The sequence below is a fragment of the Indioceanicola profundi genome (genome assembly GCF_003568845.1).
In the GTDB taxonomy this organism is placed as follows: Bacteria; Pseudomonadota; Alphaproteobacteria; order Azospirillales; family Azospirillaceae; genus Indioceanicola; species Indioceanicola profundi.
Map to the genome: position 1 here is coordinate 227,867 of NZ_CP030126.1, position 24,861 is coordinate 252,727.

The following is a 24,861-nucleotide window of genomic DNA, read 5'->3' on the forward strand; positions in this document are numbered from 1 at the left end:
TCAGCGCATCCCCTTCGGCAGCAGCGCGCTCAACCCCTGGCGCATCAGGCCCTTCTGCCCCAGCTTCTTCATCTTCTTCATCATCTGGGACATGTCCTGGAACTGCTTGATCAGCCGGTTCACGTCCGCGACGGTGGTGCCGGACCCCAGGGCGATGCGCCGGCGGCGGCTGGCGTTCAGCAGCTCCGGCTTCTTCCGCTCCGCCTTGGTCATCGACAGAATGATGGCTTCCTGCTTCTTCAGGATGCCCTCGTCGATGTTGGCGTTCTTCATCTGGTCCTTGATCTTCGCGACGCCGGGCAGCATGCCCAGCATCCCGCCCATGCCGCCCATCTTCTTGATCTGGCGCATCTGGGACAGCATGTCGTCCAGGTCGAAGCCGCCCTTCTCCATCTTCTTGGCGAGCTTCTCGGCCTCTTCCCGGTCGATGCTCTCGGCGGCCTTCTCCACCAGGCTGACCACGTCGCCCATGCCCAGGATGCGGCCGGCGATGCGGTCGGGATGGAAGGCCTCCAGCGCGTCCGCCTTCTCGCCGACGCCCAGCAGCTTGATCGGCTTGCCAGTGACATGGCGCATGGACAGCGCCGCACCGCCGCGGGCGTCGCCGTCGATGCGGGTCATCACGATGCCGGTGATGCCGACGCGCTCATTGAAGTTGGTGGCGACGGTGACGGCGTCCTGGCCGGTCATGGCATCCACCACCAGCAGGCTTTCCACAGGCTTGGCGGCGTCGCGGATCTCCACCACCTCCTGCATCAGCTCATCGTCGATGGCAAGGCGGCCGGCGGTGTCCAGGATGACGACGTCATAGCCTTCCAGCCGGCCCGTCTCCATGGCGCGGCGGGCGATCTGCACCGGGGTCTGGCCGGCAACGATGGGCAGGGTGGCGACGCCCACCTGCTCGCCCAGCACCTTCAACTGCTCCTGGGCCGCCGGACGGCGGGTGTCCAGGGAGGCCATCAGCACCTTCTTCTTTTCCCGCGTCTTCAGGCGCAGGGCGATCTTGGCGCTGGTGGTGGTCTTGCCCGAACCCTGCAGGCCCAGCATCAGCACCGGCACCGGCGGGACGGCGTTGAGGTTGATGCTTTCCGAGGTCTGGCCCAGCAGCTCGACCAGATGGTCGTGCACAATCTTGATGACCTGCTGGCCGGGGGTGACGCTGCGCAGCACCTCCTGCCCGACGGCCTTCTCCCGGACGCCGGACACGAAGGCCTTCACCGCCGGAAGGGCTACGTCGGCCTCCAGCAGCGCGATGCGCACCTCGCGCAGGGCCGCGTTGACATCGTCTTCCGACAACGCCCCGCGCTTGCGCAGGCGGTCGAAAATGTCGCCCAGCCGTCCGCTCAGCCCTTCAAACATGTGCGCCCTTCGAACATGTCACGGTTCCATACCGCCAAACGCAAAAGCGCCAGTGCGCGGATACTCGCGGACTGGCGTCGCGCCTTGGCGCGGATTTCGGTTCCCCATTGAGGGAGCCGGTTAGATAGAGGCTTCGGCCCGCACTGTCAATCACAGCGGCCGGGCACGAGGGCTGCGTGGCCCGAAAGCGCATGGCAAGGCTGCTATCTTTCGTGGTATGCATATTGCCCGGTTTTGGTAAGGGCTTCGAAATAATCTGGAACTTGCCCTGCTCGAACGTGGTACAGTCCAGTTGATCGGCGCCGCGCAAAATAGCGGTGCTCTTATCGACTGTGCCTGTGCGGGCTGCAAAGCGGAGGGTGCGCATGGCTGGTAGCATGGGGCGTGAGCCTGACCGGACGCGGGTCACCGCGGCGGAGCTCCAGTCCATTGTATCCAAGCACATGGCTTTCGTCCGGCGGCAGCCGGGCGGCATCAGGGCCAATCTGAAGCTCCGCGACCTCTCCCACATGGATCTGGCGGGCTGCGACCTGTCGGACGCCGATCTGTCCGGGGCCAAGCTGTTCGGCGCCCGACTGACCGGGGCGGTGCTGGCCGGGGCGAATCTCTATGCCGCCGACCTGCGCCTCGCCAATCTGGAACGGGCCGACCTGCGCCGCGCCGACCTGCGCGGGGCCTGCCTGCGCGGGACCGTTCTGTCGGAAGCCACCATGGTGGAAACCGATCTGCGCGACGGCACCATCATGCATGTTCGCAAGAACGGCGAGATGACGATGCACGAGTTCGAGGCCGTGCCCGTGCATACGGAGATGTCGGTCGCCACCATCCGCGCGGCCGACCTGTCGCGCGCGCGGGTCTCCAACGCCTTCGTCATGCAGACGGATCTGACGGATGCGGTGATGCGCGGCACCAAGTTCGGGCGCTCCAACCTCACCAATTCCAACCTCACCGGCTGCGATCTCCAGGGGGCGGACCTGCGGGAGGCGAACCTGTCCGGCGCGCGGCTGGCCGGGGCCAACCTGTCGGGGGCGGACCTGAACCAGACCCGCTTCACCAACGCGGTGCTGATCGGCGTCATCATGGATGAGATGACCCGCCGCTCGGCCGATATGAGCGATGCCGTGGTTGCCCGTACGCCGGCGGATAGCGGCCTCGATCTGGTGGAAATCCTGGCCAGCCATGCCGTCTGGGTGGAAACCAACGGAAAGGACGGGTTGCGCGCCGATCTGTCGGGGCTGGATCTGACCGGCATCGATCTTTCCGGGGCGAACCTTTCCGCCGCGCTGATGCATTGCGCCGTCCTGACCGGGGCCAATCTGGAAAGGGCGTCCCTTGCCATGGCCGACCTGTCCCTGGCCGATCTGCGCGATGCCGCACTCAGCCGGACGGACCTGCGCGGCGTCTCGCTGGAGCGGGCGACCCTCACCGGAGCCACACTGGTGCAGGCGGATATCGGCCCCGTGCACATCCAGTCCGGCGCCGGCCGGCTGTGGAGCGCCAACCTGCACCGGGCCCGGCTGGACGGCGCGGACATGACGGGCGCGATCCTGAACCGCTGCGTCCTGGCCCAGGCCAGTCTGGTGGCGGCCAAACTCACCGGCGCAAATCTGGCCGATGCGCGCATGACCGGAGCCGACCTGTCGGACGCCGACTGCCGCGACGCCGACCTTTCCGGCACGGATCTGTCGGACGTCAGGACCACAGGCGCCCGGCTGGACGCCGCCGTGCGGACCCGCGCGGCGGACTGACGGACCGCGGGGCCCCTGAACCGGTCTTTCCCCGGCCTACCGAGGCTGCGCCCCATCGCCGCCGCATTCGGGGCCTATTCGGCCGCTGCCGCGTTCATTCCCTGGCATCCGCTTTTCATTCGTCCAGGTCGCTGATCCATGCCCGTTCCGTCGCCCGACCGTACCCGCCGTGCCGGCCTTCTCACCCTCCTGATCCTGTCGCCCGTTCTGGGCGGCCTGCTGTCGCTGATGTTGGGGCAGGATGCGAATTGGGATCTGCGGAACTACCACTGGTACAATGCCCACGCCTTCCTGACCGGCCGGTTGGACCAGGATGTCGGGCCGGCGCAGGTGGCGACCTGGTACAATCCCACCCTGGACCTGCCGGTCTATTGGCTGGCGCAGGCGCTGCCGGCCAGGGCGGTAGGGTTCCTGCTGGGGGCCGTGCAGGGGCTGAACCTCGTGCCGCTCTATGGCATCGCCTGGGTTCTGCTCGCCCCCCTGGTGGCGCAGGCCGAGGGCAGGGGGCGGACGCTGGCGGCCGCCGCGGTGGCGCTGGTCTGCTTCCTGGGCGGCGGTCAGATCGGGCTGATCGGCACCACCTTCTATGACAATGTCATCAGCCTGTTCGTGCTGGGCGGGCTGTGGCTCGTCGTGGCGCGGGCGGAGTTGGTCTGGGGCGGTCCCGCGGGGCCGGCCTTCCTGATCGTCGGCATCGCCGGCCTGCTGGTCGGCAGCGCCGTGGGGCTGAAGCAGCCCACGCTGCCCTATGCGGTGGGGCTCTGTTTCGCCTTCCTGGCGGTGGCCAGCGGCTTCTGGCGGCGGATGTTCACCGCCTTCTTCTTCGGCATCGGCATCATCGCCGGCATGCTGATCTTCAGCGGCCACTGGATGCTGCATCTCTGGGACGCCTACCAGAACCCGCTCTTCCCCTACTTCAACCACATCTTCGAAAGCCCCTGGGCGACGCCGGAGGCCTACCGCGACGACAAGTTCGTGCCGAAGAGCCTGGGGGAAGCCGTGGCCTTCCCCTTCCTCTGGCTGGCCGACCAGACGGAGGTGGGAGAGATCGCGTTCCGCGACCTGCGCATCCCGGTCGCCTACGTGGTTCTGATCGCCACCGGGCTGATCTGGCTGGTCTCGCGCCTGCGCGGCCAGGCCTCCCGGGTGACGCCTGCAGCCCGTTACGTGTTGGCGGCCGGCGTGCTGACCTATCTGGTCTGGCTGAAGCTGTTCGCCATCTATCGCTACCTGATCCCGCTGGAGATGGCGGCCCCACTGCTGCTGATCGCGGCAGCCCCGCTCTGGCCGGTGGGGATGCGGGCGCGGCAGGGGATCGTGGCGGCGCTTCTGGTGCTGGCGGCGGTAACGATACAGCCCGGCACCTGGGGCCGCATCGCCTGGACCGACCGGTTCGTGGAAATCCAGGCCCCGGAGCTTCCGGACCCGGACAACACGATCCTGCTCCAGACCGGATTCGCCCCGACCAGCTTTCTCACCACCGGCTTCCCGCCGCAGGCGCCGGTCTACCGGTTGCACAGCTATTTCCAGCATCCCGACCAGGGCCCGACCGGGTTGAACCGGAAGATGGCCGACGCCATCGCGGCCCATGACGGGGATTTCTACCTGCTGGTAGCCCATTGGGAGGTCTGGACGGCGGACGACATCCTGCCCCGCTACGGTCTGCGGGCCGATATGGAAGATTGCCGGCCGGTCACGTCGAACCTGGATGAACCGATGATGCTCTGCCGCGTTCACAAGGCGGGAGCATAAAGCCCTCTGCGCATTGGGGGTGCTCCTGCCAGCGTCATCCTCCCGCCGCATTCCGTGTTATAATGCGGCGTTCCAATTGTCCGACAGGACCCTGAGACCTATGTCCGTTCCGTCCTCTGCCACGCTGCACACCCTGACCACGCCGACAGCGACGGCCAGCGCGCCCGTGGCCCCCCGCATCGCCGTCCTGGTGCCCTGCTATAATGAGGAGTCGAGCATCGCCAAGGTGGTGCGCGACTTCCAGGCCGCCCTGCCGGATGCCACCGTCTATGTCTATGACAACAACTCCAAGGACCGGACGGTGGAGGTGGCGCGCGCCGCCGGCGCCGTGGTCCGGCGGGAGACGTTGCAGGGCAAGGGCAATGTGGTCCGCCGCATGTTCGCCGATGTGGAGGCGGACGTGTATGTGATGGTCGATGGCGACGACACCTACGACGCCAGCAAGGCCGGCGAGCTTGTACGCAAGCTGGTGGCCGAGCAGTTGGACATGGTGAATGGCGCCCGCGTCACCGACTGGGACAATTACCGCAAGGGCCACCGCTTCGGGAACAAGCTGCTGACCGGGCTGGTCACCACCGTGTTCGGCAAGCGGACGGAGGACATGCTGTCCGGCTACCGCGTCTTCTCCCGCCGCTTCGTCAAGAGCTTCCCCGTGCTGGCCGGCGGGTTCGAGATCGAGACGGAGCTGGTGGTGCACGCGCTTGAGATGCGCATGCCCATCGGCGAGGTGGAGACGCCCTACAAGGACCGCGCCCCCGGCTCCACCTCCAAGCTCTCCACCTTCCGCGACGGCTTCCGCATCCTGTGGATGATCGGCAAGCTGGTGAAGGAGGAGCGGCCGCTGCAATCCTTCGGGCTCGTGGCGCTTGTCCTGGCGATGGCCTCGATCGGCATCTCCATCCCGATCTTCATCACCTATTACCAGACCGGTCTGGTCCCCCGCTTCCCCACGGCCGTGCTGGCGACGGGCCTCGGCCTGCTCAGCTTCCTGTCGCTGGCCTGCGGGCTGGTGCTGGACACGGTGACCCGTGGGCGGCGGGAGATGAAGCGGTTGAAGTATCTTGAAATCCCCGCTCCGGACTTCAACCCGGACAGCATATCCGGCGACACGACCAAGCCTGTGTGAGGCCGCTATTTCTTCCATGACCGACGCCGCCGGCCAGTCGCCCGCCGCCAGCATCCGCCGGCAGTTCGCCATCTTCGCCGCCATTGGCGTGGCCGGGCTGCTGGTGGACATGGCGGCGCTGTGGGTGGCGCTGAATCCGCTGGGGCTGGACCTCTATACCGGCCGGCTCTTCTCCTATCTCTGCGCCGCCAGCTTCACCTGGTGGATGAACCGGGAGTTCACCTTCAAGGGCGTGAGCCGCCGCGGGGCGGTGCGCCAGTGGGGGCGGTTCCTGGCGGCGAATGCCGTGGGTGCGGCGGTGAACTACGCCGTCTATGCCGTGGTCATCGCCGTTGTCCCCCTGACCGGCCTCTGGCCGGACGAAGCGGCGGAGCTGATCCCCTATGCCGGCGTGGCGGCGGGCAGCATCAGCGGTCTGGTCTTCAACTTCACCCTCTCCCGCCTCGTGGTGTTCCGGCAGAGCTGAAGGGGCGCCCGCCGGCTCAGTCCGGGGTGGGGCGGCCCTGCACGGTTGCGGAGCCGGGGCTGCGCATCACGCTCTTGCCCTTGTCCGGGTTGGGCGTGCCGGTCATCCGGTCCACCCGGCCGAAGCCGGTGTTCGGCGGCTCGAAGCGTTTGCGCAGGCGCTCGAACTCCACTTGCTGGAACTCCCATTCCTCCTGAAAGGTAGGGAGAACGGGCCGCTGCCCCTCGACGATGATCTCCTCCATCGGCTCCGCCGGGGCGGGCGGGGTTGTCTGCGAAAGCGCCGGGACGGCCAGCAGGGCCAGCAGGGCGGCCCCGATGGCAAGAAGCGCAGCCGCCCTCATTCGTAGCGCAGGGATCGGGCCGGTGGGCTCAATGCCACGCGGGCGGCGTGCAGGGAGACGGTTGCCACCGCCACCAGCAGGGCCGCCGCACCCGCCAGCAGGAAGGGCAGGGGGCCGAGTTCAATCCGCACTGTGAACTGCTCCAGCCAGCGCGCCATGACCAGCCAGGCCACCGGCCAGGCGATCAGATTGGCCAGCAGAACCGGGCGGGTGAAATTCCGGGCCAGCAGCAGCACGACCTGGGGCACGCTGGCCCCGACCACGCGGCGGATGCCGATCTCCTTGGTCCGTCGCGCCGCCGCAAGGGCGGTCAGCCCGAACAGCCCCATATTGGCCAGCAGGATCGCCAACGCGGCGAAAGTGGCGAAGATGGCGGCCTGCCGCCGCTCCCCCTGATACTGCTCCTCTAGCCGCTCATCCACGAAGAAGCGGCGTTTGATCCGGCGGTCGGGAAACAGCTCCTCCACCTTGGCATCCAGATGATCCAGGACCGGGCGCGGATCGCCGGGGGCCAACCTGATCGTGACGTAGTCCATGGCCCGGGCGAAGGTGAACAGGATCGCCTCCGCCCCGTCGCGCGCCGTACGCAGCCGGATATCCTCCACCACCCCCACGATCTCGGTCGGATAGCGCTCTCCATCCTGGCCGCCATTGATCAGCTTGCCAATGGCCTCCTCCGGCGTGGCGAAACCCAGCCGGGCAAGTCCGGATCGGCTCAGATAGGCATAGCTGCCGGGGGTGTCGACCGGATTTCCGTTCTCATCCAGGATCGGCTCCGGCTCCCAGCCGGGCGGCACGCCGGGGCCGGCGATCAGGCGGATGCCGTAGATGCTGAAGAAATCCGGCGCCACCTGATAGGCGGACATCACCGGCGGCGGGCCGGGATATTCCACACCGATGAGTTGGACAGAACTGATGCTCTGGGACCGATCGCCGGGCACGATGGAGGAGAAGGTGACGCCCACGATCCCCGGATGCGACGTCAGCTCGGTCTTCAAGGTGCGTTGGCGCAAAGGATCGGGGTCCAGTACCCCTGCGAAGACCAGGCCGTCCGCCATATAGCCCAGCTCGGCCGTGCGGGCATGTTCGACCTGCTGGCGCACCGTCAGGGTAACGATGACCAGTATGATGGAGATGGCGAACTGCACCACCACCAGCGTGCCGCGCAGCCGGTTCGATCCAGGCGACTGCGCCTTGCCCTTCAGCACCTCTGCCGGCCGGTAACCTGACAGGACCAGTGCCGGATAGAGTCCGCCCAACAGGCCGACGCCCAACGGCGTCGCCAGCATAAGGACCGCCGTCCCTGCCGAGAGATCGCGCCAGAGCGACAGATTCCGCTCCACCAGCGCGTTGAAGGCCGGCATCAGCAGCTCCACGAAGCCCAGCGCCAGCAGGGTGCCTGCCGCCGCCATGGCGACCGACTCCCCCAGGAACAGGATGACCAGATGGCGGCGCTTGGCTCCGGCGACCTTGCGCACCCCCACCTCCTTGGCCCGCTGGATCGCCTGGGCGGTGGCAAGGTTGGCGTAGTTGACGATGGCGATGCCGAGGATCAGGGCTGCCACGCCGGCCAGCGTGCCGAGCAGCGTCATATTCCCGCCGCTCTTCGGGTCGTCGATGGATTTGACGCGCAGATGGATATCGGTAACCGGGTCCAGGCGCAGGGTCAGGAAGTCCGGGAACATGTCCGCAGGCGGCAGTCCCGTAGCGTGCCGGGTCACGAAGTCCGGCAGGCCTGCACGCAGGGTGTCGGGGACGGCACCGGGGGACAGGCGGACATAGGTGTTCGCACCGCCCTGGGACCAGCTGTCAGGCGGGCGGCGGTCGAAACTTGCGGCGCCTCGGGCGGCATCGGCGACAATGGCGGTGAAATCCAGATGTGTCGGCGGCAGGGGCTTCAGCACGCCGGTGACCGTCAGGGCGGTGCCGTCTGTCAGCTCCACCCGGCGGCCGACGGCCCTCTCATCCCCGAACAGCTTGGCTGCCAGCTCCGCTGTCAGCACAATCCCGTCCGGCTGGGCCAACGCCGTACCGGAATCGCCGCTGGCGAAGGGGAAATCCAGCACTTCGAAGAAGTTCGGATCGGCCCAGAGCAGCGTCTCCGCAAAGCTGGTCTCCGAATCCAGGCGCAGATTGTCCAGTTGCCGCTCCACGCGCGTCGCCGCTTCGACCTCTGGAAACTCCTGGCGCAGCAGTTCGGCCATGGCGGGCGCGCTTCCCGCCACCTGCATTGTGGGACGACTGGGCAGGGCCAGGGTGTTGCCGACGCGGTACAGCCGCTCCGCCGCAGCATAATGGCGGTCGTAATTGAACTCCCCCTTCACATACAGCGCCACGAACAGGAAGCCTGCCACCCCGATGGCAAGCCCGATCAGGTTGATGGCGGCGAACAGTGCCTGTCGGCGGAACGGGCGGAGGAACTGCGTCAGCATTGGAGTCCGGGGATACTGTCAGCTTACGCCGGATGGAGATTGCAAGGACCAGGCCGTGCATAGGATATTGATTTCCTTAGAAAGAGGCACTCTATCGCCTGTCCGCATGCGGACAGTGTCCGGTTCCGGACACACGGGTGTCCGCAGTTGAAGCGGCGGTCTGGTCGTTTCATCTGAAACCGCCCCTGGACTCAAGGGACGGTAATCCGCACATATGGCGCGCCCGCAAACGGCAAAGCCGGAACCGGGAAGAACAGGGAGAACAGCATGCGACTTCTGACCCGTGCGGTGCGCCGGATGGCGGCACCGGCACTGATCGCCGTCACCTTGACCGGCGCCGGCTTCGCCGCGCCCGCCGCCGCTGAAATGTTGTTGAACCGCGGCAATCAGGCGGAGCCGACCTCGCTCGACCCGCACAAGGGAACCGATGTCCAGTCCGCTCGTATCGGCTACGACCTGTTCGAGGGGCTGCTCACCTACGGCTCGGACGGAACGGTGGTGCCGGGCGCGGCAGCAAGCTGGGAGGTCAGCGAGGACGGGCTCACCTATACGTTCAAGCTGCGCCCGGACGGCAAATGGTCGGACGGCAGCCCCGTCACGGCGCATGATTTCGTCTTCGCCTGGAAGCGGCTGGTCGATCCCAATACCGCCAGCGACTACGCCTATTTCCTCTGGCCCATCAAGAATGCCGAGGCGATCAGCGGCGGCCAGATGCAGGTGGACAGCCTGGGCGCCGAGGCCGTGGACGATTTCACGCTGAAGGTCACGCTGAAGGAGCCGACAGGCTACTTCCTGGGCAGCCTGGTCCACCGCATGACCTATCCGGTGCAGAAGGCCAATTTCGAGGCGCTGGGGAATAGTGCGGTCGGGGCCGGCAAGCTGGTCAGCAACGGCGCCTACATGCTGGCGGAGCATGTGCCGCAGAGCCATGTCACGCTGGTGAAGAACCCGCACTTCCGGGCCGCGGGCGAGGTGAAGGTGGACAAGGTCGTGTTCCACCATTCCGACAGCCCGGAGACGGAGCTGCGCCGCTTCCGCGCCGGTGAGCTGGATACGGTGCAGATGGCCCCGGTCACGCAGATCGACTGGCTGAAGAGCAATATGCCGGAGACGATGTTCTTCTATCCGGTCTTCGCCACCAACTACATGCCCGTCAACATGACGCGGGAGCCATGGGCATCGAACCCGAAGCTCCGCCGGGCGCTGTCGCTGGCAATCGACCGCGACGCCATTGTGGAGAAGATCACCAAGTCCGGTGAGCGCGCCGCCTGGACCCTGACCGCTCCGGGCGCCCAGGGCTATACCCTGCCGCTGCCGGAAGAAGCCTCCATGACCCAGGCACAGCGGGACGAGCTGGCGCGGAAGTTGGTGGCGGAGGCCGGCTACGGCCCCGGCGGCAAGCCGCTTCAGGTCGAAATCATGCACGCGACCAACGAGAACACCCGCAAGATCATGGTCGCCGTGGCCGCCATGTGGCAGCAGAAGCTGGGCGCCAAGGTCGCCCTGAACAATCAGGAATGGAAGGTCGTACTGCAGAAGGCGGGAGAGAAGGACTATCCCGGCCTGACCTCGCTGGGCTGGATCGGCGATTTCCCCGATCCCTATACTTTCCTGAAGATCTACCGCAGCGATGTCGGCAAGATGAACCGGTCCGGCTATGCGAGCGCCGAGTACGACCGGTTGCTCAACGAGTCCAACGCGCTCCTCGACCCGGAAGCCCGTATGGCCAAGATGGCGGAAGCCGAGGCGGTGCTGGTTGCCGATGCGCCGATGATCCCGATCTATCACGCCACATACCGGAACCTGGTCTCGCCCAAGGTGAAGGGGTGGTTTGAGAACCCCATGGGCGTGCAGCCCACCCGCTACATCAGCGTGGAATGACAGGACCGGGGGAGGGGGACGGGCGCTGCCCGTTCCTTTTCTGGATCGCTTCGGGATGAAATCGGACCGCTAATCCCTTAAATGGTAATCAAACCGGGGCCAGCCCGCCGATCAGGGAGAGTAGTGAAGGAATGCAGACCGTGATGTCCCGTTTCAGCCCGAAGGCCTTGCGCTCGGGCATTCTGGCCGCAGGCGCGCTCGCCCTGCTGGCGCTCGCCGGTTGCGGCGAGCAGGAGGCCACGACCGAGCAGGCCTCCGCGGCGCCGCCTCCCGCCGCGGCGGACGGCATCGTGCTCCGGCGCGGAAATGGCGCGGAGCCGGAGACCCTGGACCCGCACAAATCCACCGGCGTGCCGGAAAGCTGGATCCAGTACGACCTCTTTGAAGGGCTGATGGTGCCCGACGGGAAGGGCGGCTTGATCCCCGGTGCTGCGGAAAGCACCGAGATCAGCGACGACCAGCTCACCTACACCTTCCATCTGCGTCCCGACGGCAAGTGGTCGGACGGAACGCCCGTCACGGCGCACGACTTCGTCTTTGCGTGGAAGCGGCTGGTCGATCCCAAGACCGCCAGCGACTACGCCTATTTCCTGTGGCCGGTCGAGAATGGCGAGGACATCACGCTGGGCCGCCAGCCGGTGGACAATCTGGCGGTCGAGGCGGTGGACGACCTGACCTTCCGGGTGAAGCTGCGGGCGCCGACGCCTTATTTCACCTCCATGCTGCACCACCACGCCACCTACCCCATCAACAAGGCGGCGTACGAGACGCACGGGGACAACTTCGTGCGGCCGGGCAACTATGTGGGCAACGGGGCCTACATGCTGGCCGAGGCGGTTCCGCAGAGCCACGTCAAGCTGGTGAAGAACCCGCACTTCCATGCCAAGGACGAAGTGCAGATCGACACAGTCTACTACTATGTCACCGAGCAGCTTGAGGCCGAACTGCGCCGCTTCCGCGCCGGTGAGCTGGACGTGACCTATGAAGTGCCGGTCAGCCAGATGGACTGGGTCCAGGCCAACATGCCGCAGAACCTGCGGCTGGCCCCTTATTTCGGCACCTACTTCTATGCGCCGAACATGACCCATGAGCCATGGAAGTCCAACAAGGACCTGCGTCTCGCCCTCAATCTCGCCATCGACCGCGACGTGATCGTCAGGGACATCAACAAGCAGGGCCAGATTCCCGCCTATGGCTGGGTGCCGCCGGGCACGACCAACTATGAGAACCAGGCGCCCGAATACGCCGCCTGGACGCAGGAGCAGCGCGACGCCAAGGCCAAGGAGCTGATCCAGCAGGCCGGCTATGGCCCCGGCGGCCAGCCGCTGGAAGTCGAAATCCTGTACAATACCAGCGAGAACCACCGGAAGCTGGCTATCGCCGTCGCGGCCATGTGGCAGCAGAAGCTGGGGGCCAAGGTCACGCTGAATAACCAGGAATGGAAGGTGTTCCTGGATTCCCGCGATGAGAAGAAGTTCAAGGACGTGACCCGCCACGGCTGGATCGGCGATTATAACGACGCCAACAACTTCCTGGAACTGTTCCGCACCGACATCGGCAAGCAGAACCCGTCCGGCTATTCCAACCCGGAGTTCGACAAGCTGATGATCGAGGCGAACCGTACCGAGGATGTGGAGCGGCGGGCCGAGCTGATGCAGCAGGCGGAGCGCATCGTGATCGAGGATGTCGCCCTGTTCCCGCTCTACTTCTATGCCAGCAAGCACATGATTTCTGATCGGGTTGAGAACTGGAACGACAACCTGCCCGACTACCACCCCACCCGCTTCCTGCGCATCAAGCAGTAAGCCGGCCCGGGTCGGGATCGGATCGGGAAGGCCGCCGGGGGAAGCCCCGGCGGCCTTTTCTCTGCCCGCCTGCCGAGGGAGGGACGGGACGGCTAAGGACACGTTAACCATGCCGCTGCATGGTGGCGGTCCGCCGATCCGCCACGACCGTGAGAGCCCCGCCCATGCCGCACCCGATCCCCGCCGCCCTGCGCGTCGATCTGCGTGCCGTCGCTTCGACGGCTCTGCTGCCCGTCGTGGCCGGGCTGGTCATCGGCTGGGGCTTGGCCGGGGCGGTGCCGGCAGCCCTGGAAGGCCAGACGCCCATGGCCTTCGCGCTGAATCTGACCCGTCTCTGCTATCTGGGCGTGGCCGCGTCCCATGTGGGGGCCTGGATCGCCGGGGACCTTATGGCCCGCCTGCGCAGCGATCCCACCGATCTGGTTGAACAGTTGCGCAGTCCCGAACCGAGCGATTGCGCCTGGGGCGCGTTCCCCAACCCGCTGGATGCCGCTCTGCTGGCCGTAGGGCTCGCCACGCTTGTAAATGCCGCCGCCTGATGCTGGTTCTGCGCGAGGGCGCGCGCGCTCTCAAGGCTGGGCCGTGAATGGTTAATTACGTCTTAACTATGCAATGCCGCGGAAATCAACGGCTGACAGCTCTTCTTGAAGCAGATGGCCAGTAGCATTGTGCGGCGCAGTGTAAACGTGTTGCTTTGGCTTCTATCTTATGATTTACGGGCTTCCAAAAAATACGGACGAATTACAACGAATCTTCACATTTATTTTCCGAAAGTGGTATGGTCTCTCCGCTACTGCCGCTGATCTGCCGGGCGGCTGAAAAATAGAAAGCATGTGGCGCCCTGCCGGGGCGACATGGGCGGGCAACGGGGGGAGACGATGCCGTTACATGAAAATGTGATCGACGCCACTTACCTGGATGCCCCCTTGTCGGCGGCGAAGCGCGTGGCGCGGATCGCGTGGTTGGATTGCGCCGATGGCGCCACCCGGCGGGCGCTTGCCTGTGCAAGCCACAGCAATTGCCCCTATGGCTCTGGCATCTGCCCCCACCATCCCGAATGGCGGGCGGAGGTTCTTCTGGCGGGTTGACCGCATGCCGGCCCCGCCGGGGCCGGCATGCGGGACATGTCAGGCGGCGCGAACCCGGGCGACGAAGGCATCCACCTCATCGCGCAGCCGCCCCGCTTCCCGCGACAGGGTACCGGCCGCCGTCAGCACTTCCCTGGCCGCGGTGCCGGCTTCCGCCGCGGCGGAGCTGACGCCGGATATGTTCTCGGACACATCCCGGGTCCCCATGGCGGCCTGTTGCACGTTGCGGCCGATCTCCTGGGTGGCAGCCGACTGTTCCTCGACCGCCGAAGCGATGGAGTTGCCGATTTCGCTGACCCGCTGGATCGTACGGCCGATGGACCGGATGGCATCCACAGACACGCCGGTGCGGCCCTGGATTTCGGTGATGTGGCCGGCAATCTCCTCGGTCGCGCGGGCGGTCTGGTTCGCAAGCGCCTTCACCTCGCTGGCCACCACGGCGAAGCCCTTGCCGGCCTCTCCGGCGCGGGCCGCTTCGATGGTGGCGTTGAGGGCGAGAAGGTTCGTCTGGCCGGCGATGTCCTGGATCAGCTGGACCACAGCGCCGATCCGCTCCGCCGCCACGGCCAGCCCCTCGACGGACTCGTTGGTCTTCTCCGCCTCGAACACCGCCTCGCGGCTGATGCGGGCGGCTTCGGCGACCTGACGGCTGATTTCGGTGATGGAACCGCCGAGCTCCTCCGTCGCGGCGGCCACAGTCTGGACATTGCCCGACGCCTGCTCGGTCGCGGCAGCGACCGCGGTGGCCTGCCGGTTGGTCTGCTCCGCCACGGCGGACATGCCCTGGGCATTGGCCTGAAGCTGGGTGGCGGAGCTGGAGACGGACTGCACCACCCCCTTCACGCTGGCCTCGAACTGGTCGGCAAGCTCCAGCATGGCGGCGCGGCGGGCCTGCCGCGCCTTTTCCTCCGCCGCCGCGGCCTCCTGCTCCAGGCGGCGGGTGCGGAGCATGCTTTCCTGGAAGATGCGCAGCCCCTGGGCCACCTCGCCGATTTCGTCGCGCCGACCGGTCCCGCTGATCTCCACCTCCAGCTTCCCGCCCGCCAGCGCCCGCAGTTCCTCCACCGTGCGGGAAAGCGGACGGGCGATGCCGAACTGGGCCACCATGAAGCCGATGCCGAACCCGCCGACCACGGCGATCACGGCGACCGTCAGCATCATGACCTTGGTGTTGTCCGCCGTAGCGGCCGCCGCTTCGGCCGCCGCGCGCGACCCGGCCTCCACATGCTCGGTCAATGCACGGACCCGCTGTTGCAACTCCTCCGCGACGGCCCGGCTCTCGCGGGCGCGCTGCCGAACGGCGAGCTGCGCATCCGACACGGTGACGTCACTGCCGACCTCCGTAGCGGTGGTCACTGTCTGCTCCAGCGAGGCCATGTACCGGGCGTAGGCGGCTTCCACCTCGGCTAGCAGGGCGTCGCCGCGCGCATCTCCCGCACCGTCAAGATCCTCGTGCAACTCTCCGATCCGCCGCAGATACTCTTCCCGTTCCCGGTCCACCACCTGCCGGATCGTGGCGATCTGGTCGCTGGACGGATCGGCGGCCAGCCGGTACTCAGCCCGGTTCAGGGCGATCACGTTCTGGTTCGCCCTGGCTGTCGCCACGGCCAGTCGGTTCGAGGCCTGGATGGTTACCGTCGTATCCGCCACGCGACCGATTCCGGACCAGCCGATCACGCTGACGACCAGGATGGCGCCGGTCAGCAGACCGACCAGGATCAGCAGTTTGGGAAGCACTTTCAGATTGGCGAACATCGCGTCCTCGGCAGCATGGTTGTGCACTGCCCGCGCCGAAGGGGAGGAGGGCGGCGAGCGGAATGTGAGTTAGCATCGCCGCTCAGAAGTGTAGGGTCATATCACTTCAGGATTAGGACTCCGCCCTTATGCTCTTGGCGGCGTCGCCGGGCCGGCAGTAACGCAAGGCCTCGTATTCCGTTCACCTCCGGTTCAGATGCCCGGAGGCAGCGTGCCGAATCTCAGCCACTATATACATCTATCGCCAGAGACCCGCCGTGACCTGATCCGGCTGGGCCTGCAATCCGCCGTGGCGGCCGGCGGCACCTATCTGGTCATGCGCGTAACGGGATTGCCGCAATTGTCCTGGGCCGTGATGTCCGCCCTGTTCGTCGTGCAGCAGAGCCTGGACAACACGCTCCAATCGGCGGGCGGGCGGCTGGTCGGCACGGTTCTGGGCAGTGCTGTCGGGCTCGCCAGCGTGGTGCTGATCGATGTCGATCATGTCGGCACCGTCGGGGGCGGCTGGGGGATTCTGCTGCGGCTGGTTCTCTGCGGGCTTGTGATGAACGCCATTTCAGTGGCTAGGCCGGGGCTGCGCTACGGAGTCATCGCCGCCGCGATCATCGCGCTGGAGCCGGCCGCCGACAATGCCGTCCAAGGGGCGGTGGACCGGGGTACGGCCATCCTGACCGGCACCCTGCTCGGCATCGCCGCCGCCCTGGCGATCTGGCCCGACCCGGCCTACCGCCGCCTGCGCCGGCACGTCCGCCGCGCCCTGACGGCCTGCGCCGATCTGGTCACGGAGGCGCTGGACGATCTGGCGGAGGGTGGGGGAGGGGCAAAGCTGGGACCGCTGCACCAGCGCATCCTCCTGGAACTGCAACAGGCCCATGCGGCCTCCGGGGCGTCGCGCCTCCACCGCCTGCCCGGCCTGTCCAAGGGGGCAGACCCCCAGCGCCTCGTCCGGGTGACGGAGCGGCTCTGGCACGCATTGGTCCTGCTCGATCGCGTTGATTCCGATACCCGCTTCGCCCTGGAGCGGCGGCTGAGCGACGAGGCCGTGGCGGCCCTGCGCCGGGTCCGCGAAGCGACCGTGCAGCACCTGCACCTGCTGACCGACAGCATGGCGCGGTGGGAGCCGCCGCCGCAGCCCGATGCCGTCCGGGATGCGGTGCATGCCGCCGAAAAGGTGCTGCGCGTCGGGTCGGAGAATGCCGACCGTCCCTCCGCCGTGCGCATCCATGCGCTGGAGTTCGGCCTCTCCGAACTGCACAAGAACCTGCAGGAACTGGTCGATCTGCTGTGCGGCACTCCGCCCGAGCAGCGCCCCTGATTCCGTCCAGTCGCGGCGCCTGTGCAGCCAGGGACCGATTCCGAAAGCCCCCTATCGCCGCATATTGGCTATTCGTTCAATCCACGCCCGCAAAGCTTCACAATGATTTCCGGATCGGGCAAGGTTCATGCGCGAAAAATGGGCAGGCTCTGTCGTGCCGCCGGCCAGCGCGAACGGGATGCCAAAGGGGGAAACGGACTGCATGAAACTCGCGATACCAAAGGAGCGGCGGGCGAACGAGTTGCGCGTTGCAGCCACGCCGGACACGGTCAAGAAATTCAAGGCGCTGGGCCTCGACGTGGTGGTCGAGACGGGGGCCGGCCTGGGTGCCGCCATCACCGACCAGGCCTATGAGGCCGCAGGCGCCAGCATCGCGCCGGACGTCAAGGCCACGGTCTCCGACGCCGACATCGTGCTGAAGGTGCAGCGCCCGCTGGGGCCGGGGGAGGGGGACGTCGATGAGATGGCCCTGCTGAAGCCGGGCTCCACCCTGGTCGCCGTGCTGTCTCCCCATGCCGACAAGGCGCGGATCGCCGCTTATGGCGCGGCGAACATCGACGCCTTCGCCATGGAGTTCATGCCCCGCATCACCCGGGCGCAGAGTGCGGACGTGCTGTCCAGCCAGTCCAACCTGGCCGGCTACCGCGCGGTGCTGGAGGCGGCCTATGTCTTCGGCCGCGCCTTCCCGATGATGATGACCGCCGCCGGCACGGTGCCGCCCGCCCGCGCCCTGATCATGGGCGCCGGCGTCGCGGGCCTTCAGGCCATCGCCACCGCGCGCCGCCTGGGCGCCGTGGTCAGCGCCACCGACGTCCGCCCCGCCACCAAGGAGCAGGTGGAAAGCCTCGGCGGCACTTTCGTCGCCGTGATGGATGAGGAGTTCCAGCAGGCCCAGACCGCCGGCGGCTACGCCAAGGAGATGAGTGCCGAGTATCAGGCCAAGCAGAAGGCCCTGATCGCCGAAACCATCAAGAAGCAGGACATCGTCATCACCACGGCCCTGATCCCCGGACGCAAGGCCCCGATCCTGGTCACCGACGACATGCTGCGCAGCATGAAGCAGGGCGCGGTGCTGGTGGACATGGCGGTGGAGCAGGGCGGCAACATCGAGGGCGCCGTGCCCGGCGAGGTGGTAGAGAAGTACGGGGTCAAGATCGTCGGCCACGTCAACCTGCCCAGCCGCATCCCGGTGGACAGCTCCGCCCTCTACGCCAAGAACCTGCTGACTTTCCTGACGCCCTTCATCAAGGACGGAAAGCTGGAGTTCAACTGGGACGACGATCTGGTCAAGGGCACCGCGCTGACCCGCAGCGGCAGGGTGGTGCACCCGTCCTTCGTGACGGATGCTGCTCCCGCAGCGCCCGCCCCCTCGGCGGCCCAGCCGGAAACCGACCAGTCGGTTCAGGCCACCCCGCCCTCCACGGAAGCGGGGGAGGAAAAGCCCGAGGTCATCAAGGTGAAGCCGGCCAAGCCGGACGGCACGCCTGAGGGCCAGTCGGAGAAATCGCAGGATGGCGGAACGCCGTCCACCGGGACCTGAGCCGTGGGGAGCCTAGGAATGGATCCGAACCAACACGTACAAGATGCGGCCGACCTCGCCACCAATGCGCAGGAACTGGCCAACCGCGCCGCCGACCTCGCTCTCCAGGCAACGCAACTGGCTCAGCCCGCCGCGGCGGTGACCGAGGGCGTGCCATTCATCGTCGCCGGCCTGACCGTGTTCGCCCTGGCCTGCTTCGTCGGCTATTACGTGGTCTGGCGGGTGACGCCGGCCCTGCACTCGCCGCTGATGGCCGTCACCAATGCCGTCTCCTCCGTGATCATCGTCGGCGCTCTGATCGCCACCGGCGCCAGCGTTTCGGGCTGGTCGGTGGGCTTCGGCTTCGTCGCCGTGGTGCTCGCCTCGGTCAACATCTTCGGTGGCTTCCTCGTCACCCAGCGGATGCTGTCCATGTACAAGAAGAAGGCGCCCGCCGGCGCCTCCAAGAAATAACCGGGGGAGGCCACCGCAATGTTCGTCTTCGCTTCGCTGGCCTATCTGGTGGCGGCGATCTGCTTCATCATGGCGTTGCGCGGGCTGTCCAGCCCGGAAACGGCCCAGGCCGGCAACCGCTATGGCATGATCGGCATGGCCGTCGCCATCGTCACCACCCTGGTGGCGCAGGAATCCCTGACCGGCATCCCGATGACGGCCGGCCGCGCCGCCCTGATCCTGGGCGGCATCGCCATCGGCGGCGGCATCGGCTATGTGATCGCCAAGCGCATCCAGATGACCGAGCTGCCGCAGCTCGTCGCCGCCTTCCACAGCCTGGTCGGTCTGGCGGCAGTGTTCGTGGCCGCCGCCGCCTTCTACAGCCCGGAAAGCTACCGGATCGGTGAGCCGGGCGACATCCACATCGGCTCGCTGATCGAGATGAGCCTGGGCATCGCCATCGGCGCCATTACCTTCACCGGCTCCGTCATCGCCTTCCTGAAGCTGGACGGGCGGATGAGCGGCAAGCCGCTGGTCTTCAAGGGCCAGCACCCGCTGAACGCGGGGCTCGCGGTGCTGCTGGTGGCCCTGATCCTGGTGCTGTGCCTGACGCAGAGCACGGTGATCTTCTGGGCCATCGTGGTGGTGGCGCTACTGCTCGGCCTGCTGCTGATCCTGCCCATCGGCGGGGCGGACATGCCGGTCGTGGTCTCCATGCTGAACAGCTATTCCGGCTGGGCGGCGGCGGGCATCGGCTTCACGCTGCAGAACAACCTGCTGATCATCACGGGCGCCCTGGTCGGCGCCTCCGGCGCGATCCTGTCCTACATCATGTGCAAGGGCATGAACCGCTCCATCTTCAACGTGATCCTGGGCGGGTTCGGCGGCGATGCGGCTGCCGCCGGTGCCGCCGGCGGGGCGGCCATCGACCGCACCTTCAAGCAGGGCTCGGCCGATGACGCCGCCTTCATCATGAAGAACGCGGCCAAGGTCATCATCGTGCCCGGCTACGGCATGGCGGTGGCCCAGGCCCAGCACGCGCTGCGCGAGATGGGCGATCTGCTGAAGGCCGAGGGGGTGGAGGTGAAGTACGCCATCCATCCCGTCGCCGGCCGCATGCCCGGCCACATGAACGTGCTGCTGGCCGAAGCCAACGTGCCCTATGACGAGGTGTTCGAGCTGGACGAGATCAACCGCGATTTCGGCCAGGCGGACGTGGCCTATGTCATCGGCGCCAACGACGTCACCAACCCGGCCGCCAAGACCGACACGGCCAGCCCGATCTACGGCATGCCCATCCTGGATGTGGAAAAGGCCAAGACCGTGCTGTTCATCAAGCGGTCGATGGGCGCGGGCTATGCCGGCGTCGAAAACGAACTCTTCTTCCGCCCCAACACCATGATGCTGCTGGGCGACGCGAAGAAGATGACGGAAGAGATCGTCAAGGCGCTGTCCGGCAGCGGGCACTGAGCCTTACGACCACGATCCTGTGCAAGGGGCCGTCCGGGAAACCGGGCGGCCCTTTTCAGTTCGTTCATCGGATCGTGACCTCCCCCGATAGGGTGGCAGGGTGGTGTTGCCCTGGGGCCTTGAAGCTGCCCGCCTGGACGAGGTCGGATAAAACGGCCATATCCTGTCCATGCGCCGCCTCGCCCCGCTTCCCCCCGACCTGCCGCCCCGCCGCGACCCGCCCGGCCGCAGCCTCGGCCCCTGTCCCCTGTGCGGGCGGGAGATGAGCGCGGGGCCGAGCGTTGATGCGCACCATCTGGTGCCGAAATCCCAGGGCGGGCGGGAGACGGTCGACATGCACCGGGTCTGCCACCGGAAAATCCATGCGGAGCTGACCGAGCGGGAATTGCGGGACGCCTATCACAGCGTGGAGGCGCTACGGGCGCACCCCGCCATCGCGGATTTCATTCGCTGGGTCGCCCGCAAACCGCCGGAATTCACCAAAGCGACCTTCCGCCGGAAGAGCCGGGAATAGCAACGCACCGTGGAAACTCCGCGGCAGGGAACCGGTACCGGCCGGGGCGGTTGCAGGGGACCGTTTCCAGCAGAAGGAAGGCGCAGATGCCGACCAATCCGCGCAACATCGACACCGACCAGGGCATCCCCGACAAGGCCGGTCAGGCCACCCCGGCCGCGAACTCGGGCACACACGATCTGAACCGCATCAAGGCGGAGCGGGCGACGAAGGACAACAAGCAGGCCGGCCGGGAAGGACGGGCCAAGGGTGAGGGCGCGGGGGACCGGTAATCGCACCGGCATCCCCACGACGGCCGGAACTAGTCGAAGTTCCGGGCCCAGACGGCGGCCAGGGCGGGAAGCGCCTGGGTGCGCGTGGCGATCGCGTCCAACCTCGGGCATTCCGCTGTGAACCACGCCCGCCGGGGCCGCCAGTTCACCATCGCGGCAAGATAAAGATCGATGGCGGAGAAGCGTTCGCCCAGGAACCAGGGCTCTCCGGCCACTGCCTCCATCTGCCGGTACATGGCCTTGCGGGCCTCGTCGCTGGTGCGCCGCAGCTCGTCCTCTGCTGTTTTGCCGGTGACGTAGCGGGCCGGCACGTCGCCGAAGGTGAAGGTGGGGTAGACGGCCCCCACCAGGAACACCAGCCATCGCAGGAACTCCGGCCGCTCCGGCGCATCCGGGGGCGGTATCAGGCTGGACGCAGGATAGCGGTCGGCCAGATGCAGGATGATGGCGGCGCTTTCCGTCATTACCCGCCCGTCCGGCAGGACCAAGGTCGGCACCTGCAGCAAGGGATTCAACGCCCGCAGCCGCTCCTTGCCGGGTCCCTCCTCATAGGGGGACGCCTCGGTGACGGTGACCGGCGCGCCTGCCAGGGCGAAAGCTGCCTCTACGATCGCGGAGCCGCAGCCCTTTGCGGCCAAGAGTTCGTAGCTGTCCATTGCCATGATCTCCCTCCCGTTGCGGTGGGAAAGGGTGGCCGAGATCGGCCCCGCCGTCCAATCAGATCATTTGCCGGCCATGGATAAGCGCATCTTATCCGCCGTCGGCAAGTTCCAGCAGGCGGCGCTCGACCGGCGCCAATGCGGCTATATCCTCATCTCCGCCCCTCGCATCAAGCCAGCCCCGGATATCGCGCACTGTTTCTTCCAGGGGGCGGGTGGTCAGACCCAGCGACAGGGCCTTTGCAATGTCCATCTTCTGAATATGGGCGAAGTCGTCATCCAGGGAGACCCAGCTGCGCATGGGTACGGGCAACTCGACTCCTGCCGATACAGCCGCCTCCGCCGCGATCCATACCGGTTCGGCGGCTTCCGGCAGCCCGTGCCGCACCGCTTCGATCATGTCGGCATGGGTCAGCCTGCTGGCCGGGCCGGTGGCCTGCACCGTACCGATTGTACCGGCTTCCAGCAGGCGGACCATGAAGGCGCCCAGGTCGCGGGCGTCGATGAACTGGACCTGCTCGTCCGGTCGGCCCGGAACCGCCATGCGCCCGCCGGCCCGCGCGCGGGCGATCCAGTAATTGAAACGGGTATATTTGTCCTGCGGCCCGATAATGATGCCGGGACGCACGATCAGATGGCGGTCGGGCATCGCTTCCCGCACCACCTGCTCCGCCCGCGCCTTCAACGGTCCGTAGGTCGCACCGTCAATGGGCAGATCCGGCCGCGGCTCCTCCCCCTCTGACAGGCCGGGCAGGGCGGTGCCCGCGGGATACGCCTCCGTAATGCCCGGTTGGCGGAAATCGCGGTACACGCTGATCGTGGAGATGAAGAGATAGGCGCCGACGGCTTCCTTCAGCGCGGATGTGGATGCGGCCAGCTGGTGAGGGCGATATCCGCAGCAATCCACCACAGCATCCCAACGCCGGCCGGCAAGGCGGTCCAGGTTCGTCTCCCGATCTCCCCGAATGCGCTCCACCCCCGGAAACAGGCTGGCGCCCGACTGGCCACGGTGGAACAGGGTCAATTCATGTCCACGGGCGAGGGCGACTTCCACCAGATGCCGTCCGACGAACTGCGTGCCGCCGATGACGAGGATGCGCATGGTTGTCCAGCTCCTGCTGATGGCGAGGGACAATCATCAATCCTGACAGGCGGTGAAGAGGATGTCCGCAGCCGGTTTGGCATCGGCCGGCAGGGCCGCTCGGCGTTGCATTATGCATCTTCATTGAAATGAGCAATGGACATCTGCAACGAACTTGCATTCTGCACCGAAATGCGAGAGCCCCGAGGAAGAGGGGTTCCTTGTAACTAATTGATTTATAACGAGCCAAAGGGCGGGCCACTTTTGGCCCGTTGGTTGCATTTTGGTTTGGCATGCAGGCGAGAACGCCTCGACCGAACCGATGGAGCCTTGAAATGATCCGCACCGTTGCCGCCGCCCTGATCGCCACCGCCGCCATGACCGTCGCCGGCTCCGCCGCGGCCGCGACCAGCGGCACGATCAAGCTGAACGGCAAGGTGGACCTGGCCTGCTCGGTGTCGGTGCAGGATCTGAACCAGCAGCTGAACCTGGCCGGCGGCGACAGCAACAAGGCGGTTGGCAAGGTCACCGAGACCTGCAACTCCGGCAACGGCTACCGCATCAGCATCTCCTCCCAGAACGGCGGCAAGCTGCGCGGCGAGCGCGGCACCGAGATCGGCTACCAGGTGAACTACGACAACCAGGGCGGCACGCTGGGCAGCGCCATGAATGTCGACCGCGCCGGCGCCCGCTTCGGCCAGCAGTACGATCTCAAGGTCTCCGTCCAGGGCTCCGACCAGTACATCGCCGGCGCTTACGAGGACACCCTCACCGTCACCATCGCCGCTAAGTAAGGCGCGACCTTCCGACCGGCAAAAGCCGGAAGGCAGGCGGGGGGTCTCCGGGAAAAGCCCGGCTCCCTGCCGCGGGATACCCCTCCCGATGGAGTGCCGTCCGAAGCGGACAGGCCCCAGGCAGGGTTGAACAGCGGTCAGGCGCGGCCGTGCCCCATAATCGGTTCGGGGCGAACGCGCAGACTGGAACGGCGCGGTCCGGAGCCCTCTCCGCCGCGCCGTCTCTTTATCTGCATCTGGTGCCGGAACGCCGTTCAGTCCCCGACAAACTCGATCTGCTGCGGATGGGTGACCCGGATCAGGGGGCCATTGTAGCTTTCGACCCAGCCGCGCACTTCCAGCCGCTTGCCCTGCCATGTCAGCGGGTCCAGCCCCGCCCCGGCGAAGCGGCGCAGATCGCGGGTTGCGATCTCCACCGTGAAGTCGCGCCGCCAGTCCGTTCCGAAGTTCAGATACAGCCGCTCCCGCCGGCGCTCGGCCGCCAGCACCGTTCCGACGGCCAGATGATATCCGCCGATGGCGTCCGTCCACGCCGCCTCAAGCTTGGCGTCCCGCGGCTGGAAGGCGGGATCGGCCCAGAGGCCACGCTTCGCCGACCGCGCCGCCCGTTCAGCCTCCGACAGTTCCGCGGACAGCCCATTGATGTCGCTCTGGCTATAGTGCTGCGCCATTCCCTGGCGCAGCAGCGCGTCCTGTATCCAGAGACCATCTTCCCGCACCAAGTGCGCCACGGTCCGGCCATGTCTGTCCCAGTCCCGGTCGCGCTTGGCCCGGCGCAGCTCCACCGCGCGGCCCAGCGCCAGACCGGCCAGCGCCTCCCGCGCCACATCCGCCAGGGGTGTGCGGAGTCCGGCGAGGCGGACGATGGACCCGTCTTCCATCCGCACGGTGGTTCCGTCCAGCACCTCCGCCACCGTGCCCTCGCCCATGCGTATGGTGCCGCCTGGAATCTCTGCTCCGGCCGCGGCGCGGAACGGCAGCAGCAACAGGATCAGCAGGGCGCAGCGCGAAAGTATGGACATGCCCTAT

Annotated in this window: 22 protein-coding genes; 15 read left to right on the forward strand and 7 right to left on the reverse strand. The window is 66.8% G+C overall.

The annotated features are described in order from the left end of the window. A complete protein-coding gene (ffh, locus tag DOL89_RS01105) occupies nucleotides 1–1,359 on the reverse strand; it encodes a signal recognition particle protein (RefSeq protein ID WP_119677493.1) in 1,359 nt (452 codons plus the stop codon). A gap of 365 nt (nucleotides 1,360–1,724) precedes the next feature. Here ffh and DOL89_RS01110 point away from each other — a divergent pair, with 365 nt between their 5' ends. The 4 genes from DOL89_RS01110 (at nucleotide 1,725) to DOL89_RS01125 (ending at nucleotide 6,451) form a co-directional block, all read left to right on the forward strand. Continuing rightward, nucleotides 1,725–3,107 (forward strand): pentapeptide repeat-containing protein, encoded by a 1,383-nt coding sequence (locus DOL89_RS01110; protein WP_119677494.1) that lies wholly within the window; start codon nucleotides 1,725–1,727, stop codon nucleotides 3,105–3,107. A 138-nt stretch (nucleotides 3,108–3,245) separates the two neighbouring features. After that, complete coding sequence (locus DOL89_RS01115; RefSeq protein WP_225889847.1) at nucleotides 3,246–4,859, forward strand: hypothetical protein; 1,614 nt, start codon at nucleotides 3,246–3,248, stop codon at nucleotides 4,857–4,859. A gap of 100 nt (nucleotides 4,860–4,959) precedes the next feature. After that, nucleotides 4,960–5,985 (forward strand): glycosyltransferase family 2 protein, encoded by a 1,026-nt coding sequence (locus DOL89_RS01120; RefSeq protein ID WP_119677495.1) that lies wholly within the window; start codon nucleotides 4,960–4,962, stop codon nucleotides 5,983–5,985. Between the two features lie 16 nt (nucleotides 5,986–6,001). Continuing rightward, on the forward strand, nucleotides 6,002–6,451 hold the full coding sequence (locus tag DOL89_RS01125; protein ID WP_119677496.1) for a GtrA family protein: 450 nt from the start codon (nucleotides 6,002–6,004) through the stop codon (nucleotides 6,449–6,451). Nucleotides 6,452–6,467: 16 nt separating this feature from the next. On the opposite strand, the gene DOL89_RS01130 is transcribed toward DOL89_RS01125, so the two are convergent. After that, nucleotides 6,468–6,794: a hypothetical protein gene (locus tag DOL89_RS01130; RefSeq protein ID WP_119677497.1), complete on the reverse strand. Its 327-nt coding sequence runs from the start codon at nucleotides 6,792–6,794 to the stop codon at nucleotides 6,468–6,470. Next, complete coding sequence (locus tag DOL89_RS01135) at nucleotides 6,791–9,226, reverse strand: ABC transporter permease (protein WP_119677498.1); 2,436 nt, start codon at nucleotides 9,224–9,226, stop codon at nucleotides 6,791–6,793. Before DOL89_RS01135 ends, DOL89_RS01130 begins: the two co-directional genes overlap by 4 nt. A 267-nt stretch (nucleotides 9,227–9,493) precedes the next feature. On the opposite strand from DOL89_RS01135, the gene DOL89_RS01140 reads away from it, so the two are divergent. The 4 genes from DOL89_RS01140 to DOL89_RS24705 all read left to right on the forward strand — a co-directional run bounded on the left by DOL89_RS01140 (nucleotide 9,494) and on the right by DOL89_RS24705 (nucleotide 14,000). Next, a complete protein-coding gene (locus tag DOL89_RS01140) occupies nucleotides 9,494–11,107 on the forward strand; it encodes a peptide ABC transporter substrate-binding protein (RefSeq protein ID WP_225889848.1) in 1,614 nt (537 codons plus the stop codon). 131 nt (nucleotides 11,108–11,238) lie between these two features. Beyond that, nucleotides 11,239–12,912: a peptide ABC transporter substrate-binding protein gene (locus DOL89_RS01145; RefSeq protein ID WP_225889849.1), complete on the forward strand. Its 1,674-nt coding sequence runs from the start codon at nucleotides 11,239–11,241 to the stop codon at nucleotides 12,910–12,912. A 164-nt stretch (nucleotides 12,913–13,076) separates the two neighbouring features. Beyond that, nucleotides 13,077–13,451 carry a hypothetical protein gene (locus DOL89_RS01150; RefSeq protein ID WP_119677499.1) on the forward strand — a complete coding sequence of 125 codons (375 nt, stop codon included), beginning with the start codon at nucleotides 13,077–13,079 and terminating at the stop codon, nucleotides 13,449–13,451. 339 nt (nucleotides 13,452–13,790) lie between these two features. Further along, nucleotides 13,791–14,000, forward strand: a complete 210-nt coding sequence (locus DOL89_RS24705; protein WP_162937257.1) for a hypothetical protein — start codon at nucleotides 13,791–13,793, stop codon at nucleotides 13,998–14,000. 39 nt (nucleotides 14,001–14,039) lie between these two features. Here DOL89_RS24705 and DOL89_RS01155 read toward each other — a convergent pair whose 3' ends face one another. Next, nucleotides 14,040–15,782 carry a methyl-accepting chemotaxis protein gene (locus DOL89_RS01155; RefSeq protein WP_225889850.1) on the reverse strand — a complete coding sequence of 581 codons (1,743 nt, stop codon included), beginning with the start codon at nucleotides 15,780–15,782 and terminating at the stop codon, nucleotides 14,040–14,042. A gap of 184 nt (nucleotides 15,783–15,966) precedes the next feature. Between DOL89_RS01155 and DOL89_RS01160 the strand changes: the two genes are divergently transcribed. The 6 genes from DOL89_RS01160 to DOL89_RS01185 all read left to right on the forward strand — a co-directional run bounded on the left by DOL89_RS01160 (nucleotide 15,967) and on the right by DOL89_RS01185 (nucleotide 21,298). Beyond that, nucleotides 15,967–17,070 carry an FUSC family protein gene (locus DOL89_RS01160; RefSeq protein ID WP_162937258.1) on the forward strand — a complete coding sequence of 368 codons (1,104 nt, stop codon included), beginning with the start codon at nucleotides 15,967–15,969 and terminating at the stop codon, nucleotides 17,068–17,070. A gap of 202 nt (nucleotides 17,071–17,272) precedes the next feature. Further along, nucleotides 17,273–18,610 (forward strand): Re/Si-specific NAD(P)(+) transhydrogenase subunit alpha, encoded by a 1,338-nt coding sequence (locus tag DOL89_RS01165; RefSeq protein WP_119680161.1) that lies wholly within the window; start codon nucleotides 17,273–17,275, stop codon nucleotides 18,608–18,610. An 18-nt stretch (nucleotides 18,611–18,628) separates the two neighbouring features. Further along, complete coding sequence (locus tag DOL89_RS01170) at nucleotides 18,629–19,063, forward strand: NAD(P) transhydrogenase subunit alpha (protein WP_119677502.1); 435 nt, start codon at nucleotides 18,629–18,631, stop codon at nucleotides 19,061–19,063. 18 nt (nucleotides 19,064–19,081) lie between these two features. After that, complete coding sequence (locus DOL89_RS01175; protein ID WP_119677503.1) at nucleotides 19,082–20,512, forward strand: NAD(P)(+) transhydrogenase (Re/Si-specific) subunit beta; 1,431 nt, start codon at nucleotides 19,082–19,084, stop codon at nucleotides 20,510–20,512. A gap of 169 nt (nucleotides 20,513–20,681) precedes the next feature. Next, nucleotides 20,682–21,026, forward strand: a complete 345-nt coding sequence (locus tag DOL89_RS01180; RefSeq protein WP_119677504.1) for an HNH endonuclease — start codon at nucleotides 20,682–20,684, stop codon at nucleotides 21,024–21,026. Between the two features lie 86 nt (nucleotides 21,027–21,112). Next, a complete protein-coding gene (locus tag DOL89_RS01185) occupies nucleotides 21,113–21,298 on the forward strand; it encodes a hypothetical protein (protein ID WP_119677505.1) in 186 nt (61 codons plus the stop codon). Between the two features lie 29 nt (nucleotides 21,299–21,327). On the opposite strand, the gene DOL89_RS01190 is transcribed toward DOL89_RS01185, so the two are convergent. Together DOL89_RS01190 and DOL89_RS01195 are read right to left on the reverse strand one after the other, a co-directional pair. Further along, on the reverse strand, nucleotides 21,328–21,960 hold the full coding sequence (locus DOL89_RS01190; protein ID WP_205574612.1) for a glutathione S-transferase family protein: 633 nt from the start codon (nucleotides 21,958–21,960) through the stop codon (nucleotides 21,328–21,330). Nucleotides 21,961–22,048: 88 nt separating this feature from the next. Continuing rightward, nucleotides 22,049–23,059: an NAD-dependent epimerase/dehydratase family protein gene (locus tag DOL89_RS01195; protein ID WP_119677506.1), complete on the reverse strand. Its 1,011-nt coding sequence runs from the start codon at nucleotides 23,057–23,059 to the stop codon at nucleotides 22,049–22,051. Between the two features lie 314 nt (nucleotides 23,060–23,373). Here DOL89_RS01195 and DOL89_RS01200 point away from each other — a divergent pair, with 314 nt between their 5' ends. Continuing rightward, the gene (locus tag DOL89_RS01200; RefSeq protein ID WP_119677507.1) at nucleotides 23,374–23,832 is read left to right on the forward strand and encodes a spore coat protein U domain-containing protein; all 459 of its coding nucleotides are present in this window, start codon (nucleotides 23,374–23,376) and stop codon (nucleotides 23,830–23,832) included. Nucleotides 23,833–24,086: 254 nt separating this feature from the next. On the opposite strand, the gene DOL89_RS01205 is transcribed toward DOL89_RS01200, so the two are convergent. Further along, complete coding sequence (locus tag DOL89_RS01205) at nucleotides 24,087–24,854, reverse strand: thermonuclease family protein (protein ID WP_119677508.1); 768 nt, start codon at nucleotides 24,852–24,854, stop codon at nucleotides 24,087–24,089. Between the last annotated feature and the right edge of the window lie 7 nt (nucleotides 24,855–24,861).

Excerpts from the sequence above, each read along its gene's own strand:
- DOL89_RS01130 (WP_119677497.1), bottom strand. The coding sequence starts at position 6,794 with ATGAGGGCGGCTGCGCTTCTTGCCATCGGGGCCGCCCTGCTGGCCCTG.
- DOL89_RS01195 (WP_119677506.1), bottom strand. The coding sequence starts at position 23,059 with ATGCGCATCCTCGTCATCGGCGGCACGCAGTTCGTCGGACGGCATCTG.
- DOL89_RS01150 (WP_119677499.1), top strand. The coding sequence starts at position 13,077 with ATGCCGCACCCGATCCCCGCCGCCCTGCGCGTCGATCTGCGTGCCGTC.
- DOL89_RS01165 (WP_119680161.1), top strand. The coding sequence starts at position 17,273 with ATGAAACTCGCGATACCAAAGGAGCGGCGGGCGAACGAGTTGCGCGTT.
- DOL89_RS01140 (WP_225889848.1), top strand. The coding sequence starts at position 9,494 with ATGCGACTTCTGACCCGTGCGGTGCGCCGGATGGCGGCACCGGCACTG.
- ffh (WP_119677493.1), bottom strand. The coding sequence starts at position 1,359 with ATGTTTGAAGGGCTGAGCGGACGGCTGGGCGACATTTTCGACCGCCTG.
- DOL89_RS01185 (WP_119677505.1), top strand. The coding sequence starts at position 21,113 with ATGCCGACCAATCCGCGCAACATCGACACCGACCAGGGCATCCCCGAC.
- DOL89_RS01135 (WP_119677498.1), bottom strand. The coding sequence starts at position 9,226 with ATGCTGACGCAGTTCCTCCGCCCGTTCCGCCGACAGGCACTGTTCGCC.
- DOL89_RS24705 (WP_162937257.1), top strand. The coding sequence starts at position 13,791 with ATGCCGTTACATGAAAATGTGATCGACGCCACTTACCTGGATGCCCCC.
- DOL89_RS01190 (WP_205574612.1), bottom strand. The coding sequence starts at position 21,960 with ATGGCAATGGACAGCTACGAACTCTTGGCCGCAAAGGGCTGCGGCTCC.
- DOL89_RS01205 (WP_119677508.1), bottom strand. The coding sequence starts at position 24,854 with ATGTCCATACTTTCGCGCTGCGCCCTGCTGATCCTGTTGCTGCTGCCG.
- DOL89_RS01200 (WP_119677507.1), top strand. The coding sequence starts at position 23,374 with ATGATCCGCACCGTTGCCGCCGCCCTGATCGCCACCGCCGCCATGACC.
- DOL89_RS01120 (WP_119677495.1), top strand. The coding sequence starts at position 4,960 with ATGTCCGTTCCGTCCTCTGCCACGCTGCACACCCTGACCACGCCGACA.
- DOL89_RS01145 (WP_225889849.1), top strand. The coding sequence starts at position 11,239 with ATGCAGACCGTGATGTCCCGTTTCAGCCCGAAGGCCTTGCGCTCGGGC.
- DOL89_RS01175 (WP_119677503.1), top strand. The coding sequence starts at position 19,082 with ATGTTCGTCTTCGCTTCGCTGGCCTATCTGGTGGCGGCGATCTGCTTC.
- DOL89_RS01180 (WP_119677504.1), top strand. The coding sequence starts at position 20,682 with ATGCGCCGCCTCGCCCCGCTTCCCCCCGACCTGCCGCCCCGCCGCGAC.
- DOL89_RS01115 (WP_225889847.1), top strand. The coding sequence starts at position 3,246 with ATGCCCGTTCCGTCGCCCGACCGTACCCGCCGTGCCGGCCTTCTCACC.
- DOL89_RS01170 (WP_119677502.1), top strand. The coding sequence starts at position 18,629 with ATGGATCCGAACCAACACGTACAAGATGCGGCCGACCTCGCCACCAAT.
- DOL89_RS01125 (WP_119677496.1), top strand. The coding sequence starts at position 6,002 with ATGACCGACGCCGCCGGCCAGTCGCCCGCCGCCAGCATCCGCCGGCAG.
- DOL89_RS01110 (WP_119677494.1), top strand. The coding sequence starts at position 1,725 with ATGGCTGGTAGCATGGGGCGTGAGCCTGACCGGACGCGGGTCACCGCG.